Genomic DNA, 15520 nt, shown 5'->3' with positions numbered 1-15520 from the left:
TATACTTGCATATTACCAATTATAGTAAAATAAGTCAATATAAAAATTGGATAAATCCAATAAAATATAGAAGGATTTTAAAGGGATAATGGATAATGAGTTTAAAATGCATAAAAAATATGAAAAAAATAGCAATTTATTAGAGGAAGTGTTCTAATACTTCCTTATCGATGGTGAAAAGACTTGGTATTTTCGCCATATAAAGTTGATGCTATATTAATTTATGTAAACAAGATATACACTCAAAAGGCCTTGAGGAGAATGCGCATGGAAAAATTGAATCAAAGACAAAAGGAATTTCTGGAATTGCTCTTACAGGAAACAGATTATGCGGCAGTACAGTCTTTTGCTGACAAACTGGGAGTATCAGGGAAAACCTTAAAAGAAGATCTTAAGGTTCTTCGGGTTTTTCTGGAAAACTATAACGGAAAAATTATGACAAAAACAGGAAAAGGCGTATGTTTAACCAGAGAAACCCGCTCCAGTACAGAGCTTCGGGATTTCCTCAGCAGAGATAAGGAAAAGAAAGAGGCTGTGCCGGGGGAGCGCAGGGCAGAGATTCTGAAGAATATGCTGATGCATTCAGAGCGGTCTATTTCCCTGCAGAAACTTTCGGAACAATATTATGTGGGAAAAACCAGTATAGTAAATGATTTGAAATACATCGAAGAATGGCTGGACCGGTATGGCCTTTATCTGGAAAAAAACAAGCATGGAACAAGAATTGCCGGTGAAGAGCGGAATATCCGGGAAGCAATTACCTCGCTCTTATGTCAGACAGACTTTCCGGGGGAAAGACGGGACATCGGCTTTGCAGAAGGGTTCCACCTGGACAGAGATACGGTATATGGACTCCTGGAGATTTTTGAACCGGAAGACATTGTATTTGTGGTGGAACTGCTGGAAGAAGTTCAGACAGGGGAGACCTTAGGAGCCAGTGATATTTATTACAAAAATCTGCTGACCCATATTTTAATCTGTATACAACGGGTAAGAGAAGGAAAGAGGGTAGACGGACAGACAAAAGAACGGTTCCGAGAAACGGCGAAAAAGAGGGACGGCTACGAAAAAGCTGTGAGAATTTCCAGAGGAATACAGAAACGGTATGGAGTGGATATAGGAGAGGAAGAAACCTACTACATTTATCAGTATATCTGTTCTCTGATTACTCAGGAGAAAACAGTACAGGGGCTGCAGGGAGAAGAAAATTTCAGCAGCCGGGTAGCAGAAAGTCTGACAGAGTACATGGAACAGATATTAGGGGTGAAATTCATCCGGGAAGAAATGTTAATGGAAGGACTTCTGCTTCACATCAGACCTCTTCTGAACCGTCTGGAGTATCAGATTAAAATCGCCAATCCCCTTCTGGAGGAGATGCAGAAAAGTTATCCTCAGATACTGGGTATCTGCCAGATTGCATGCGCATTGGTGGGAAGAAAATATGGACTGGGTTTTATCAGTTTAGATGAAATCGGAAATCTGGCAACCTATTATCAGACGGCATTGGTAAAACAGACAAATCCGGTCAGTGCAGTAGTTGTATGTCACAGCGGATACGGAACTTCCCAGTTACTGGAAGCAATGCTGAAACAGCAGTTTCCCAATCTGAATATCCGTGCGGTTGTTTCTGTAAGGAAGCTGAAACAGATGGAATTAAAGGAGACAGATTTCATTATATCCACCGTACCGGTAGATGTGGGAAAGCTTCCCCATTTGCTCGTTTCTTCTTTCCTGACAGATAAGGACATAAGCGCCATACGGGATACGATTGACATCGCTTCCCGCAAAAGAGAAAAGGGATATGACCGGATAACGTCCATGCTGACGGAAGAATCTGTTTTTACAGATACCTGTCAGGCCGAAGGAGAAAAGGTTCTGGTCAGTGCGGCGCTTACGGAGAATCTGAAAGTGTGTGTCCGGGAAGAAAAAGGAGAAGGAAGACTTAATCTTTATGTGAATCATAAGACGAAACAAATCCGGTTTGACATCTGCACCCTGGAAGATGAAATGATAACGGCGCTTCTTTCAGAAATTTACCGTATGTCTCTGGAAGAAAAACAGATAAATGCAGTTTTTGCCTGCCGGGATTCCCGCGCCGTACTAAATTACCTGGGCGGGGGAAGAGAACAGGAGAATTTCACAGAGCTTCTAAGAGAAGAAAATGTGATTCTGGATCGGGAGGCAAAGACAAAAGAAGAAGTTATCCGAATTCTGACGAAGCATATTTTAACGGAAAATGGAGTTACAGACGAAACAGAAATTGTAAAAGCAGTGGCCCAAAGAGAGAAACTTGCTTTTACAGGTATCGGCAAAAGAACTGCTCTGGTACATGCAGTGACTGCCGGGGTGAAGGAAACGAAGGCAGTGTTTTTAAGAACCGTTTCCCCGGTGGACTGGGCGAAAGGCAAAGACTACCCGGAAGAGGCAAAGATGATAAGAATCGCTCTGCTGCTTCTGATACCGGAAAAAGAACAGAGAGGAGAAGACGTTGAAAAAGTGAAACAACTGGTATTAAAACTGGGGAAGAAAGAAAATGCCAGGCGTCTTCTGGAAGTAAGCACAAAACAGGAAGTGCTTAAGATATTAAACGGTGAGGTGAGAAAATGACAAAAACAAAAGTAAAAGTTGTATCAAAATCAGGGCTGCATGCCAGACCGGCAGATACACTGACCAAACTGGCAAGTAAATTTCAGTCAAAAGTAGAACTAATCTGCGATGAAACCAGAATCGTAAATGCGAAATCCATTTTGAGCGTTCTGGCGGCAGGCATTGACTGTGGAATGGAGGTAGAGCTGGTTTGTGACGGCGAGGATGAAAAGGAGGCATGCAGGGAACTTGTTAAAGCCATAGAAGCGGGATTGGGTGAATAATATGAAAGGAATCGGAGTATCCAGGGGCGTCTGTCTTGGAAAAGCATTGGTGTATTCTGAAATACCGGTGAAACTGAACCGGCCCTTTAAAGGAAAAGAGACAGAAGAAGCAGATTTTGAAAAAGCGCGCCTGGAGGTATTGGAAAAGAACCAGAACCTGGCCAGGAAAACAAAAAGGGGGATAGGCCGGGAAGAAGCTGCAATTTTTGAAGCGCATTGTTCCATTTTACAGGATGAAGAAATGATTGTCCCCATCAGAGGAGAGATTTCCTTGGGCGCCAGTGCAGTAGATGCAGTGGAAAAGGTGATGAATCAGTATATGGAACTATTTGCCGCTATGGACAGTGAATATATGAAACAGAGAGCTTCCGATATACAGGACATTAAGATGCAGCTTCAGAGACAGATGCAGGGAATTTCCCTTCCGGACACAGGCTCCCTGCAGGAGCCAACGGTTCTGATAGGGGAAGACATTCCGCCGTCCGTTACGGCAGGGCTGGACTTTCGTCACATTGTGGGCCTTGTTATGGAAGGGGGAGGGAAAACTTCTCACACAGCTATTCTGGCAAGAACCATGGAACTTCCCGCGGCTGTGGGGGTGAAAGGGATTCTGGAAAATGTAAAAAACGGAATGAGAATCGCTCTGGACGGAAACAGCGGAGAAGTCTTTCCGGAACCGGAGAAAAAGGTAACAGAGAGATTTAGAAAAGAAATAGAAAAAGAGAAACAGGAACGGAAACGCAGAGCTGAAAGGGCAAATCTTCCCTGTGTTACCAAAGAAGGAAAGAGGGTGCAGCTTTTCGGAAATATCGGAAATGTGCAGGATGCTCAAAAAGCGCTCCAGTACGGAGCCGGAGGAATCGGACTGTTCCGTTCGGAGTTTCTGTATCTGACCGGGGAATTTCTTCCCACAGAAGAGCAGCAGTATCAGGCTTATGCCTCTGTTTTAAGAAGCATGAAAGAAAAGCCGGTGATTGTAAGAACCCTGGACATAGGCGGAGACAAAGAAGTCCCTGCCCTGCCCATGAAAAAGGAGCAGAATCCTTTCCTGGGAAACCGGGCAATCCGACTGTGCCGGAAGGAAAAAGAGGTGTTTAAAACGCAGCTTCGGGCCCTTTTGAGAGCTTCCGTATATGGAGAGCTTCAGATTATGTTTCCCATGATTTCTTCGGTAGAGGAACTGCGGTGGGCGAAAGGTATGGCAGAAGAGTGCAGAAGAGAATTAGAAAAAGAAGGAAAGGAAGTAAAAGAGAAGATCCCCATGGGAATGATGATTGAAATTCCCTCTGCGGCTGTGATGGCGGAGACTTTTGCAAAGGAGGCAGACTTTTTCTCCATTGGGACAAACGATTTGACTCAGTACACGCTTGCCGCAGACAGGGGAAATGAAGAGATTGCGGATCTTTATACCTATTTCCATCCGGCCGTATTAAAACTGATACAACTGGCCATAGAAGGAGCCCATAAAAACGGAAAACCCTGCGGAATGTGCGGGGAAGCCGCCGGGGATAAAAAAATGATCCCCATATTGCTGGGGCTGGGGCTGGACGAGTTCAGCGTATCACCGGGAGGAATAGGAGAAGTTAAGGAGTGGATAGGAAGACTTTCTGCCAGGGAGTGCAGAGAAATCGCTCTGGAAGCCATAAAGGCAGAATCAGCAGAAAAAGCAGAACAACTGGCAGAAATATTCTGGGAAAAGCAATGAGATAAAAAAGAGGAGGAAACAAAATGGGAAGAACAGTAAAATTAATGGTTGCCTGTGGCTCAGGGATTGCCACATCCACCCATGCGGCATCTATTGTACAGGAATATATGGATGAAAGGAAAATACCGATTTCGATTATGACATGCAGCGTGCAGGATCTGGCCAACCGGCTGACAGGCTGCGACGTGATCTTAAGTACCGCTCAGGTTTCTTTTGAGTCAGGACTTCCGGTCTTTAACGGAGTTCCTCTTTTAACCGGGGTGGGGGATGAGGAACTGCTGGAGAAACTGGCAGAGAAAATAAAAGAAATTTCGGAGAAGAATTAAAGAACAAAGGACAACGGGGCTATTAGCAAGGAGGAAAACTATGGTTGAAACAATTACAAAAATTTCAAATGCACTTACCAGTTTAGGCGCTTCTGTATTAATTCCGATTTTCATTTTCATTATCTGTATGATTTTCGGGGCGAAACTGAAAAAGTCGCTGATGGCAGGTCTGACATTTGGCGCAGCCTACATCGGACTGAATCTGGTAATTAACCTGATGATGACCACAGTAAATCCCATGATTGAGATCATGGTGGAAGAATGGGGACTGAAAAATGACATTCTGGACGTGGGCTGGGCTGTGGGATCGGCCATTGCCTATAGTACTACCTGCGGTGCACTGATCATTCTGGTGTCTCTGGGGGTGAATATCATCATGCTTGCCACAAAACTGACTAAGACACTGAATGTGGATATATGGAATTTCTGGAATCATGCCTTTACTGCATCAGTTGTCTACATTATATCCGGGAATCTTATTTTAGGCCTGATAGCAGGCGCCATTCATGCGGCTTTCTGTCTGGTGATGGCGGACAGGACGGCCAAACGGGTACAGGACTTCTACCAGGTGCCGGGCGTTTCCATTCCTCATGGATGGGCGGTTACCAGTATTCCTATTATTGCAGGAGTAAACTGGGTGCTGGATCGGATTCCGGTGATAAAGGACATCAACTGGGATGAGAAACATATTCAGGAAAAATGGGGGATTTTCGGAAGTCCGCTGGTACTTGGAACGGTGCTGGGACTGATTTTAGGACTGCTGTCCGGATACTGGAGCGATATTCCTCTGCTTTTAAGCTCTGCCATTTCCATTGGGGCCGTTATGATGATTATACCCAAATTCATCGCCCTGTTTATGGAATCCCTGTCCGTTGTATCGGATGCGGCGAAAAAATTTATGAAAAAACACTTTGGGGACAGAGAATTCTATGTGGGACTGGATTCCGCGATTTTAATCGGACATCCGGTAACTGTGGCGGCAGGCCTGATTCTGATACCGGTTACCCTGATTCTGGCTGTGATTCTGCCCGGAAACAGAGTACTTCCCTTTGGGGATTTAGCTTCCCTGGCCTACTTCGTAGCATTGGTACCCTGTCTGAGTAAAGGGAATTTATTCCGTTCTCTGATTTGCGGCGTCGTGATTATGAGCGTGGTTATGCTGATTTGTACCAGTTTCGGATCCTCTATGACGGAGATGGCAGTATCCGCAGGGTATACCCTTCCGGAAGGAGCGGTAGATATAACGGCATTGTCCGCCGGCAACTGGCTGACCTGGATTTTATCAAAGATTGCGGGATTATTTGCGTAGGAACCAAAAGCAGTCTGGAATAGGAGAGATTTATGAAAGCGGCAGTATATTATACCAACACAGATGTGAGAGTAGAAGAAGTAGAAAAGCCCTCTGCAGGGCCGGGAGAAATCCTGGTAAAGACAGACACCTGCGGCGTATGCGTGGCAGATACCATGGAATGGTACAACAAGCCTAAAGCTCCTGTTATTCTGGGGCATGAAGCGGTGGGAACTGTGGCAGAAGCAGGAGAGGGGGTGACAGATTTCCAGGTGGGCGATCGGGTATTTGTACATCATCATATTCCCTGTATGCGCTGCGAAGAGTGCAGAAAAGGGCATTATACCCTCTGCAGACAGTTTAAAAAGACCCATTATCAGCCGGGCGGTTTTGCAGAATATTTTAAGGCGGGGGCAGAACATGTGAAAAAAGATACTCTGAAACTTCCGGATCACGTGAGTTTCGAGGAGGCTTCTCTGATTGAACCTCTTGCCTGCGCCCTTCACGGAATTGAGAGAATGGACGTGAAACCTTCAGACAGGATTGCAGTTGTGGGAACCGGAACCATAGGATTGATGCTGATTGAGGCATTAAAAGCTTATGGGGTAAGCGACATCGTGGCTTACGAGATTATTCCCTGGAGACAGGAAATGGCAAAGAAGAAAGGTGTTTTGTCTGCCCGCGCAGCAGAAGAAGATCCGGAGAAAGAACTGGAGAAGTTACAAGAGGAATTTGGCTGGAATCAGTTCGACAAAGTGTGCGTTATGGCAAAAGATGTACGGGCTATGGAGACGGGATTCAAGTTGACGGGAAAAGGGGGAAAGCTGCTTTTATTTGCTACCCCGGCTCCGGAAGAATACCTGAAGTTCTATGTCAGTGAAGCGTTTTTTAAAGAGATGGAAGTCCTTTTAACCTATTCGGCTAATCAGAACAATACCAGGGAGGCGCTGCGTCTTATTGCCAGTGGCATGATAGATGCGAAATCTTATATTACCCACCGGTTTTCCCTGGGGGAACTGGATAAGGCCATCGCGCAGACAATCGGCAGAGGACAGTGTCTGAAGTGCATTATAAAAATAGATAAGACGGAAGAAGGGTCGAAATGAGCTATGAGATAGATATGGGAGGCAAAGTTGCGGTAGTAACAGGGGCGGCACAGGGAATCGGAGCGGCAATCGCAGAAAAGCTCACACAGGCAGGGGCGCAGACGGTGATTCTGGACGTATGCCAGGAAGAACAGGTGCAGGAACTCCTGGATAAAACGGAAAAAACAGGAAAACGCGCCGGTTACCGGCAATGCGATATATCCAAAGAAGAGAAGGTAAAGCAGGTTTTTGAGGAAATTGCAGGTACTTACGGACGCGTGGATATTTTAGTGAATAATGCGGGAGTGGTGGCAGACTGGAATACCAGCTATCAGGTCAATGCTCTGGGAACCTACTATTGTTCTGAGGCGGCCAGGCCGTATCTGGAGAAAACAAAAGGAAACATTGTCATTCTCACGTCCGCGTCCGTATTCAGCGGCGGAACCGGAATTCCTCAGTACGTGACCACAAAAGCAGGATCCTATGCGCTGACACGGTTTCTGGCCCGGGAATATGCCAGGCTGGGAATCCGGGTAAACGGGATTGCTCCGGCCGTAGTGATGAGTAAAATGCTTGCCACACGATTCGGTTCAGAGGAAGCTGCCAGAGAACATTATAAGAGCGTGATGCCTCTTGGGAGAATGGGAGAACCGGAAGATATAGCCTCTGTTGCATTATTTCTGGCAAGCGATATGGCTTCTTACCTGTGCGGAGAAGTTCTGATCGCGGACGGCGGAAGAATGCATATTGGATAAGAATCAGGAAAGAAAGGAAACGATATGAATTTTGAAAAAGACATGAGGGAATTGACGGAAATTCCTGCTTTAAGCGGACATGAAGATAAAATGATAGCCTATCTTTTAAAACGTCTGGAAGGGCTGTGCGAGGATGTTCATGTGGATAAGTTGGGAAATATTACTGCAACCTATCCGGGAACAGAAGAAGGCGGGGTTTCCATTGCCTATTTTGCCCATATGGACGAAGTGGGACTGATTGTGAAGAAAGTAGAAGAGAACGGGTTCTTGCGTCTGGAGAGAGTCGGCGGCGTGCCGGAGAAAGTCCTGCCGGCTTCCATGGTGGATGTACATACGCTGGATGAGACGAAGGCATACAGAGCTGTAATAGGAAATACTTCCCACCATCTCACGCCTGCGGATAAAAAGTTTGCAGTGACTCCCATCGGGGAATTGTATGTGGACTTAGGATGCAAATCCAAAGCAGAGGTGCTGGAAAAGGGAGTAGACATCGGAAGTATTGTTACCTACATTCCCAACTTTACCCTGCTGGGGGACTATGTGGCTTCCAAAGCCCTGGATGACCGGATGGGAATCTATACCCTGCTGTATATGGCGGAAGAACTGGGAAAAACAGAGCATAAAGCTACAATACATCTGATTTTTACGGTGCAGGAAGAATTTAATATCCGTTCGGCAACTCCTACCTTTTGCAGGCTGCAGCCGGATGCGGCAATCTGTGTGGATATTTCACCGGCCTGTGATACACCGGAGTTAAAGGGACGCTACGAAATGGCTGTGGGAGAAGGCGTGGCCATTATGTATATGAACTTTCATGGAAGAGGGACTCTGGGAGGCCTCCTTCCGAACCCGAAACTAAATGCGTTTTTAGAGAAAACAGCGAAAGAAGAAGGGCTGAAGTGCCAGAAAGAAGTGGTAATCGGAGTGATTACAGACGATGCGTTTACACAGCATGCGGGCACGGAAGGAATTCCCATGGCCCATCTGTCCATCCCTCTTCGGTATACCCATTCCCTTGCGGAGGTGGCAAGCCGCCGGGATGTGGAAGACTGTGCCAAGCTGATGCTGGCGTCTGCCTGCAGATTCGGAAAAGACATTGACATCTGCAGAGGATAAATAAAAAGAAAAAATAGAAAAGGATAAAGGAGAAAGAATATGAGCGTAAAGTGGACAAAGGAAATTTTAGGAACAGAGAAACCGATTATTGCCATGTGTCATTTCATGGCCCTTCCGGGAGATCCGGGATTTGACAAAGCCGGGGGCATGGATGCTGTGATCTGCCGGGCGAAAAAAGAAATGCTTGCTCTGCAGGAAGGCGGCGTAGACGCTATAATGTTTTCCAATGAATTCAGCCTCCCCTATCTGACGGATGTAAAGACGGAAACTGTAGCGGCAATGGCGAGGATTATCGGGGAATTAAAAGCAGATTTGAAAATTCCCTTTGGGGTGAATGTTTTATGGGATCCGGCAAAGTCTCTGGATCTGGCGGCTGCAACGGGAGCGAAATTTGTGCGGGAGATTTTCACAGGAGTATATGCCAGTGATTTCGGCCTGTGGAATACAAACTGCGGAGAAGTGGTGCGCCATCAGCATGCTATCGGTGCAGAAGATGTGAAATTGCTGTTCAACATTGTGCCGGAAGCGGCAAAATATATTCAGAGAGACGATATTAAACAGATTGCAAAAAGTACGGTATTTAACTGTAAGCCAGACGCCCTCTGCGTATCCGGACTGACAGCCGGATCAGCCACAGACTCTCAGGTTCTGGCAGAGGTGAAAAAGGAAGTGCCGGAAACTCTTGTATTCGCCAATACAGGTGTTAGAATTAACAATGTGGAAGAACAGTTAAGTATTGCAGACGGAGCTGTGGTAGGAACCACCTTTAAGAAGGACGGAAAATTTGAAAATGAAGCAGACGAAAAGCGCGTCAGAGAATTTATGGATGTTGTAAAGAAGTTCAGAGCTTCCTTATAAAGAAAGGGTGAGAGAATATGCAGATTCTTCCTTCCCTGGCATCTGCGGATCAGATGCATCTGGGAGAAGCCATCCGGGCGTTAAAAGGCTGTCCCTGTCTGCATTTTGATATTGAGGATGGCAACTTTGTGCCAAATATCACATTTGGCATGAAAACCATCCGGGCAGCAGCGAAGCTGTGGGAAGGCCGGATGGACGCCCATCTGATGGTGACAAACCCGGCAGATTATCTGGACTTTCTTGCCGAAGCAGGATTCTGTGCGGCGGCCTTTCACTGGGAATCCACAGGGTATCCCCTGTATCTGATTCACCGTATTCATCAATTGGGGATGAAGGCAGGCATTGCTTTAAATCCGCGCACCTCTGCCAGAGAGATCCTTCCCTATAAAAATCGGATTGACTACGTTCTGGTTATGACTTCTGAGCCCGACGGGGAAGGGGATCTCTTCCAGGCAGAGATGCTGGATAAAATAAAGACACTGGCGGAGTGCTCCGGGGGACGATACCAGATTCTGGCGGACGGCGGCATCGGGGAAAAAGAATTTTATGCGGTGAAAGAAGCAGGCGCTTCTGGAGTTGTGATGGGACGGACGGTTTTCCAGTCGGAAGATCCGCTGTCTGTAATTCATAAATTTAAATAGAACGGGGGCTGGGTTATGGCATTGATAGATTCTATCAGAAAAGAAACCTGCTATGTGGGGGTTGAAGGCGCAACGGATCAGGAAGTGCTGGAAATTCTGTCGGACAGATTATTTGAGCTTGGAATTGTAAAAGAAGACTTTAAAGAGAATGTGATTCTGCGGGAGCAGAAATTTTCCACCGGGCTGCCTCTGGAAGGATATAAGGCAGCGATTCCACACACCGATGCGTGCTATGTGAATGAAACCTGCATCTGTGTGGCAGTCTTAAAAAATCCGGTGGACTTCCGGGTAATGGGAAACCCGGACGGAGAGAAGGTGGCGGTACACCTGGTTCTCATGCTGGCCATAAAGGAGCAGCATGCGCAGTTGGATGTATTAAAAGAATTAATTAATTTAGTGGTACAAAAGGAAGAAATGATAGAGAAAATCATTCAGGCGAAAGACGGAGAAGCGGTTTACCGGATTCTGTGCAGCAACCTGAAAAAAACAGAGGAATAAAAAAGAGGAAGTGCGGACTGTCTGCACTTCCTTTTTATATCCCTTATTTCCGGCGTTTCTTTCTGCGGGAAATCAGTTTTATTATCATCACCAGAAGACCCAGAAGGATTAAAACTCCCAGGACGGCAATGATTTTCATATAAGTGGAACGGGAGGCCTGCCGGGCCGCTGCCACTGCTTCGGTGTTTGCCTGTTCCTGCTCCTTCTGTTCCTGAAGCTTTTGTTCTTCCTGCAGTTTCTGCTCTTTCAGATCACTGATAACCTGAGCGCTTCCCTTGGGTACCAGCATATAGCTGTCTCCCTCCAGGGTGAGTTTTTCGTAATTTTCATAGCCGTATTCAAATAATTTTTTGGTATCCAGCACAATCTTGGCTCCGTCCCCTTTAAAGACTGTGGCGATGAACAAAAGGCCGTCTTTTTCGGCAAAGGTAACCAGCGTACTCTGAGAGGCGTCGGTGTAACCGGTTTTGCCTCCGATGGCGTATTCGTAATAATATTCAGTTCCCGGAAACAAAATGGCGTGGTGGTTCTTAAAAGTCCTGGGAGCAGGATTTACGTTGGTGGCCGGGAGGGTGTATTCCTGGGTGTGGATAATCTCCCGGAATAAGTCGTGTTTGATAGCCTCCTGAGAGATTAAAGCCATATCGTGGGCGGTGGTGTAATGATTGTTGTCAGGCAGGCCGTTGGGGTTATTGAAATGGGTTCCGGTACAGCCCAGTTCTTCTGCCCGCTGATTCATCTGCTCCACGAAAGCCGCTTCGGATCCGGCTATGTATTCAGCTACCTGTGCGGAGACCTCATTGGCGGACTGAAGCATAATCAGATAGAGGCACTGCTCGATGGTAATCACTTCCCCAAGCTGCATTCCCGCATTGGTGCTTCCGTAGTTTACATCCCGGATACCGGTTTCTGTAAAAGTGACCTGTTCGTCCAGGGAACAGTTCTCCATTACCAGCAGGGCTGTCATAATCTTAGTAGTGCTGGCAGGAATAATCTGTTTATCCATTTCTTTATCATAAATAATTGTTCCGGTTCCCGCTTCCATCAGACAGGCAGTCTCTTCTGAGATAGAAGGCTGTGCGGCAGCCTCAGGAAGAAGTCCCAGACTTTCGGCTTCATTCAGCAGCGCCTGGGTATCGCCGTTATTGGAAGCGGCGGTTTCTGCCGCAGTTTCTGTCTGAGGGATGGGGGTGGCAGTCTGGCTCGCTGCTCCTGCTGAGACAGCAGTGGAAACAGAGAGAATGAGAGATACTGCCAGGGCTGTCCATTTGTTTTTCATAGAATTTTCTCCTTTATTTTTCAGGTTTGCTTCATTATAGTATGTTTTTTGGCAATACGCAACTGGTAAAAACAGAACAAATGTTTGCAAAAGGCAGATAAGTATAGTATACTCGAACTGACAGATGCGGATGTGTATTTGTCTGAGAAAGAAAGGGAATACTAGATAGAAAGATAGAAAAGAGGTATACTATGCCGGCACAGAAAGTACAAAAGCAGTTTATTAAAATCAGAGGGGCCAATGAAAACAATCTGAAACATCTGGATGTGGATATTCCCAGGAATGAACTGGTAGTATTGACCGGACTGAGCGGTTCAGGGAAGAGTTCCCTGGCATTTGATACCATATATGCAGAAGGGCAGAGGAGATACATGGAGTCACTCTCCTCCTACGCCCGTCAGTTTCTGGGACAGATGGAAAAACCGGATGTGGAAAGCATTGAAGGACTCTCCCCCGCCATTTCCATTGATCAGAAATCCACCAACCGAAATCCCCGTTCGACCGTGGGAACTGTGACCGAAATATATGATTACTTCCGTCTGCTGTATGCCAGAATCGGAATTCCCCACTGCCCGGTATGCAAAAGGGAAATCAGCAGGCAGACGGTGGATCAGATGGTGGATCAGATTATGACCCTGCCTGAGCGGACCAGAATTCAGCTTCTGGCTCCGGTGGTCCGGGGAAGGAAGGGAACCCATGCCAAATTATTTGAACGGGCCAAGAAAAGCGGCTATGTGAGAGTCCTTGTGGACGGAAACATGTATGAGCTGTCAGAAGAAATCAAACTGGATAAAAACATCAAACATAATATCGAAATTGTGGTAGACCGTCTTGTGGTAAAACCGGGGATTGAGAAACGACTGACGGATTCCATTGAAAACGTGCTGGAGCTGTCGGACGGCCTTTTAATGGTGGATAAAATGGACGGAACCGCCATGAATTTCAGCCAGAGTTTTTCCTGTCCGGACTGCGGGATCAGTGTGGATGAAATTGAACCCAGAAGTTTTTCCTTTAATAATCCGTTTGGGGCCTGCCCGGAATGTGCCGGACTGGGATATAAGATGGAGTTTGATCCGTCTCTGATGATTCCCGATGAGAGTTTAAGCATCAGTCAGGGGGCAATCACCGTTCTGGGATGGCAGTCCTGTACAGATAAGGGAAGCTATACCAGAGCCATTCTGGACGCTCTGGCAGAAGAATATCACTTCAGCCTGGATACGCCCTTTGAAGAATATCCGAAAAAAATACGGGACATTCTTCTCTACGGAACCAATGGAAAATCGGTGAAAGTTTATTACCGGGGGCAGCGGGGAGAAGGCATCTATGACGTGGCCTTTGAAGGGCTGATTAAGAACGTGGAACGCCGTTACCGGGAGACCGGATCGGACACTACCAAACAGGAATACGAAACTTTTATGCGGATTACTCCCTGTCATGTCTGCCACGGACAGCGTCTGAAAAAAGAAGCCCTGGCTGTAACTGTGGGAGACAGTAACATTTATGAAGTAACCTCCCTGTCTGTGGATAAGCTGAAAGAATGGCTGGAGAACCTGGAACTGACCAGACAGCAGGAACTGATCGGGGAGCAGGTTCTAAAGGAAATCCGGGCCAGGGTAGGATTTCTCTCCGATGTGGGGCTGAATTATCTGACCCTGTCCAGAGCAACCGGGACCCTTTCGGGAGGAGAAGCCCAGCGAATCCGTCTGGCGACTCAGATTGGATCCGGTCTGGTAGGAGTGGCCTATATTTTAGACGAGCCCAGTATTGGTCTTCATCAGAGAGACAATGACAAACTTCTGAAAACACTGATGCATTTAAGAGACTTGGGAAATTCCCTGATTGTGGTGGAACATGATGAAGATACCATGCGGGCGGCAGACTGCATCGTAGATATTGGGCCGGGAGCAGGAGAACACGGAGGAGAACTTGTAGCCATCGGAACGGCGGAAGAACTTATGAAGAATAAGAATTCCGTAACCGGCGCATACTTAAGTGGTAGAAGGAAAATACCCGTACCGGAAGAACGGAAACAGCCCACCGGATTTTTAAAGGTTGTACAGGCAGCGGAAAACAATCTGAAAAATGTGGACGTTTCCATTCCCCTTGGGGTAATGACCTGCGTAACCGGAGTTTCCGGTTCCGGAAAGAGCTCCCTGGTCAATGAAGTTCTGTATAAGCGGCTGGCCAAAGAGCTGAACCGGGCCAGAACCATTCCGGGAAAACATAAGAAGATTCTGGGAATGGAGCAGCTTGATAAGGTAATTAACATCGACCAGTCTCCAATCGGGAGAACACCCCGATCCAATCCGGCCACCTATACGGGAGTCTTTGATCAGATCCGGGATCTCTTTGCCTCTACGGCCGACGCCAAGGCTAAAGGCTATAAGAAAGGCCGCTTCAGTTTCAACGTAAAGGGCGGCCGGTGCGAGGCATGCAGCGGAGACGGTATTATTAAAATAGAGATGCATTTTCTGCCGGATGTATACGTACCCTGTGAAGTCTGCCGGGGAAAACGCTATAACAGAGAGACTCTGGAAGTGAAGTATAAAGGGAAGAGCATTTATGACGTGCTGGATATGACCGTAGAGGAGGCGCTGGATTTCTTTGATGCCATACCTTCTATAAAACGGAAAATTCAGACCTTATATGATGTGGGTCTCTCCTACATCCGTCTGGGACAGCCTTCGACTACCCTATCCGGAGGCGAGGCCCAGAGGATTAAGCTGGCTACGGAACTGAGCAAACGCAGTACAGGAAAGACCATCTATATTCTGGATGAACCAACGACCGGTCTGCACTTTGCAGATGTGCATAAGCTAATCGAAATCCTGAAACGTCTGTCTGAGGGCGGGAATACCGTTGTGGTCATCGAACATAATCTGGATGTCATTAAGACGGCGGATTATATTATTGACATCGGTCCGGAAGGCGGCGACGGAGGCGGTCAGGTGATTGCTGTGGGAACCCCGGAGGAAGTGGCCCAAAACCCGGTTTCCTATACAGGAAAATATGTGGCCAGGTATCTGCAGACAGAGTAAGCTGAAATTTTCGGTTGGGGGTTCCATTTTCAGAAGTTTTGTATATAATTATCTATATTGG

Annotated in this window: 13 protein-coding genes; 12 read left to right on the top strand and 1 reads right to left on the bottom strand. The window is 46.8% G+C overall.

What is annotated here, in order from left to right:
* Window positions 1-267 precede the first annotated feature (267 nt).
* The 11 genes from B5F53_RS05350 to B5F53_RS05300 are packed head-to-tail and all read left to right on the top strand — an operon-like array spanning window position 268 to window position 11142.
* Window positions 268-2607 (top strand): BglG family transcription antiterminator, encoded by a 2340-nt coding sequence (locus B5F53_RS05350; protein WP_162610528.1) that lies wholly within the window; start codon window positions 268-270, stop codon window positions 2605-2607.
* The gene (locus tag B5F53_RS05345; protein WP_087220929.1) at window positions 2604-2870 is read left to right on the top strand and encodes an HPr family phosphocarrier protein; all 267 of its coding nucleotides are present in this window, start codon (window positions 2604-2606) and stop codon (window positions 2868-2870) included. The genes B5F53_RS05350 and B5F53_RS05345 overlap by 4 nt, the downstream gene beginning before the upstream one ends.
* Before the next feature lies 1 nt (window position 2871).
* Window positions 2872-4575, top strand: a complete 1704-nt coding sequence (gene ptsP, locus B5F53_RS05340) for a phosphoenolpyruvate--protein phosphotransferase (RefSeq protein ID WP_087220926.1) — start codon at window positions 2872-2874, stop codon at window positions 4573-4575.
* Window positions 4576-4598: 23 nt separating this feature from the next.
* Complete coding sequence (locus B5F53_RS05335) at window positions 4599-4901, top strand: PTS sugar transporter subunit IIB (protein WP_087220924.1); 303 nt, start codon at window positions 4599-4601, stop codon at window positions 4899-4901.
* A 40-nt stretch (window positions 4902-4941) separates the two neighbouring features.
* On the top strand, window positions 4942-6210 hold the full coding sequence (locus B5F53_RS05330) for a PTS galactitol transporter subunit IIC (protein ID WP_087220921.1): 1269 nt from the start codon (window positions 4942-4944) through the stop codon (window positions 6208-6210).
* A gap of 32 nt (window positions 6211-6242) precedes the next feature.
* Window positions 6243-7295, top strand: coding sequence for an alcohol dehydrogenase catalytic domain-containing protein (locus tag B5F53_RS05325; protein ID WP_087220918.1), 1053 nt, complete (start codon window positions 6243-6245; stop codon window positions 7293-7295).
* Window positions 7292-8029, top strand: a complete 738-nt coding sequence (locus B5F53_RS05320) for an SDR family NAD(P)-dependent oxidoreductase (RefSeq protein WP_087220915.1) — start codon at window positions 7292-7294, stop codon at window positions 8027-8029. The genes B5F53_RS05325 and B5F53_RS05320 overlap by 4 nt, the downstream gene beginning before the upstream one ends.
* Before the next feature lie 24 nt (window positions 8030-8053).
* Complete coding sequence (locus B5F53_RS05315) at window positions 8054-9145, top strand: M42 family metallopeptidase (protein WP_087220912.1); 1092 nt, start codon at window positions 8054-8056, stop codon at window positions 9143-9145.
* 39 nt (window positions 9146-9184) lie between these two features.
* Window positions 9185-10003, top strand: a complete 819-nt coding sequence (locus B5F53_RS05310) for a BtpA/SgcQ family protein (RefSeq protein WP_087220908.1) — start codon at window positions 9185-9187, stop codon at window positions 10001-10003.
* Between the two features lie 17 nt (window positions 10004-10020).
* Window positions 10021-10644, top strand: coding sequence for a ribulose-phosphate 3-epimerase (locus tag B5F53_RS05305; RefSeq protein WP_087220906.1), 624 nt, complete (start codon window positions 10021-10023; stop codon window positions 10642-10644).
* Between the two features lie 15 nt (window positions 10645-10659).
* Window positions 10660-11142 carry a PTS sugar transporter subunit IIA gene (locus tag B5F53_RS05300; protein ID WP_087220903.1) on the top strand — a complete coding sequence of 161 codons (483 nt, stop codon included), beginning with the start codon at window positions 10660-10662 and terminating at the stop codon, window positions 11140-11142.
* A gap of 43 nt (window positions 11143-11185) precedes the next feature.
* Here B5F53_RS05300 and B5F53_RS05295 read toward each other — a convergent pair whose 3' ends face one another.
* Window positions 11186-12421: a D-alanyl-D-alanine carboxypeptidase family protein gene (locus B5F53_RS05295; RefSeq protein WP_087220900.1), complete on the bottom strand. Its 1236-nt coding sequence runs from the start codon at window positions 12419-12421 to the stop codon at window positions 11186-11188.
* Between the two features lie 191 nt (window positions 12422-12612).
* On the opposite strand from B5F53_RS05295, the gene uvrA reads away from it, so the two are divergent.
* Complete coding sequence (uvrA, locus tag B5F53_RS05290) at window positions 12613-15459, top strand: excinuclease ABC subunit UvrA (RefSeq protein WP_087220897.1); 2847 nt, start codon at window positions 12613-12615, stop codon at window positions 15457-15459.
* Window positions 15460-15520: the final 61 nt, after the last annotated feature.

It is taken from the genome of Blautia sp. An249 (assembly GCF_002159835.1).
In the GTDB taxonomy this organism is placed as follows: Bacteria; Bacillota; Clostridia; order Lachnospirales; family Lachnospiraceae; genus Blautia_A; species Blautia_A avistercoris.
Note: the sequence above shows the minus strand (reverse complement) of the source record. Positions and strands in the feature narration are given on the sequence as shown.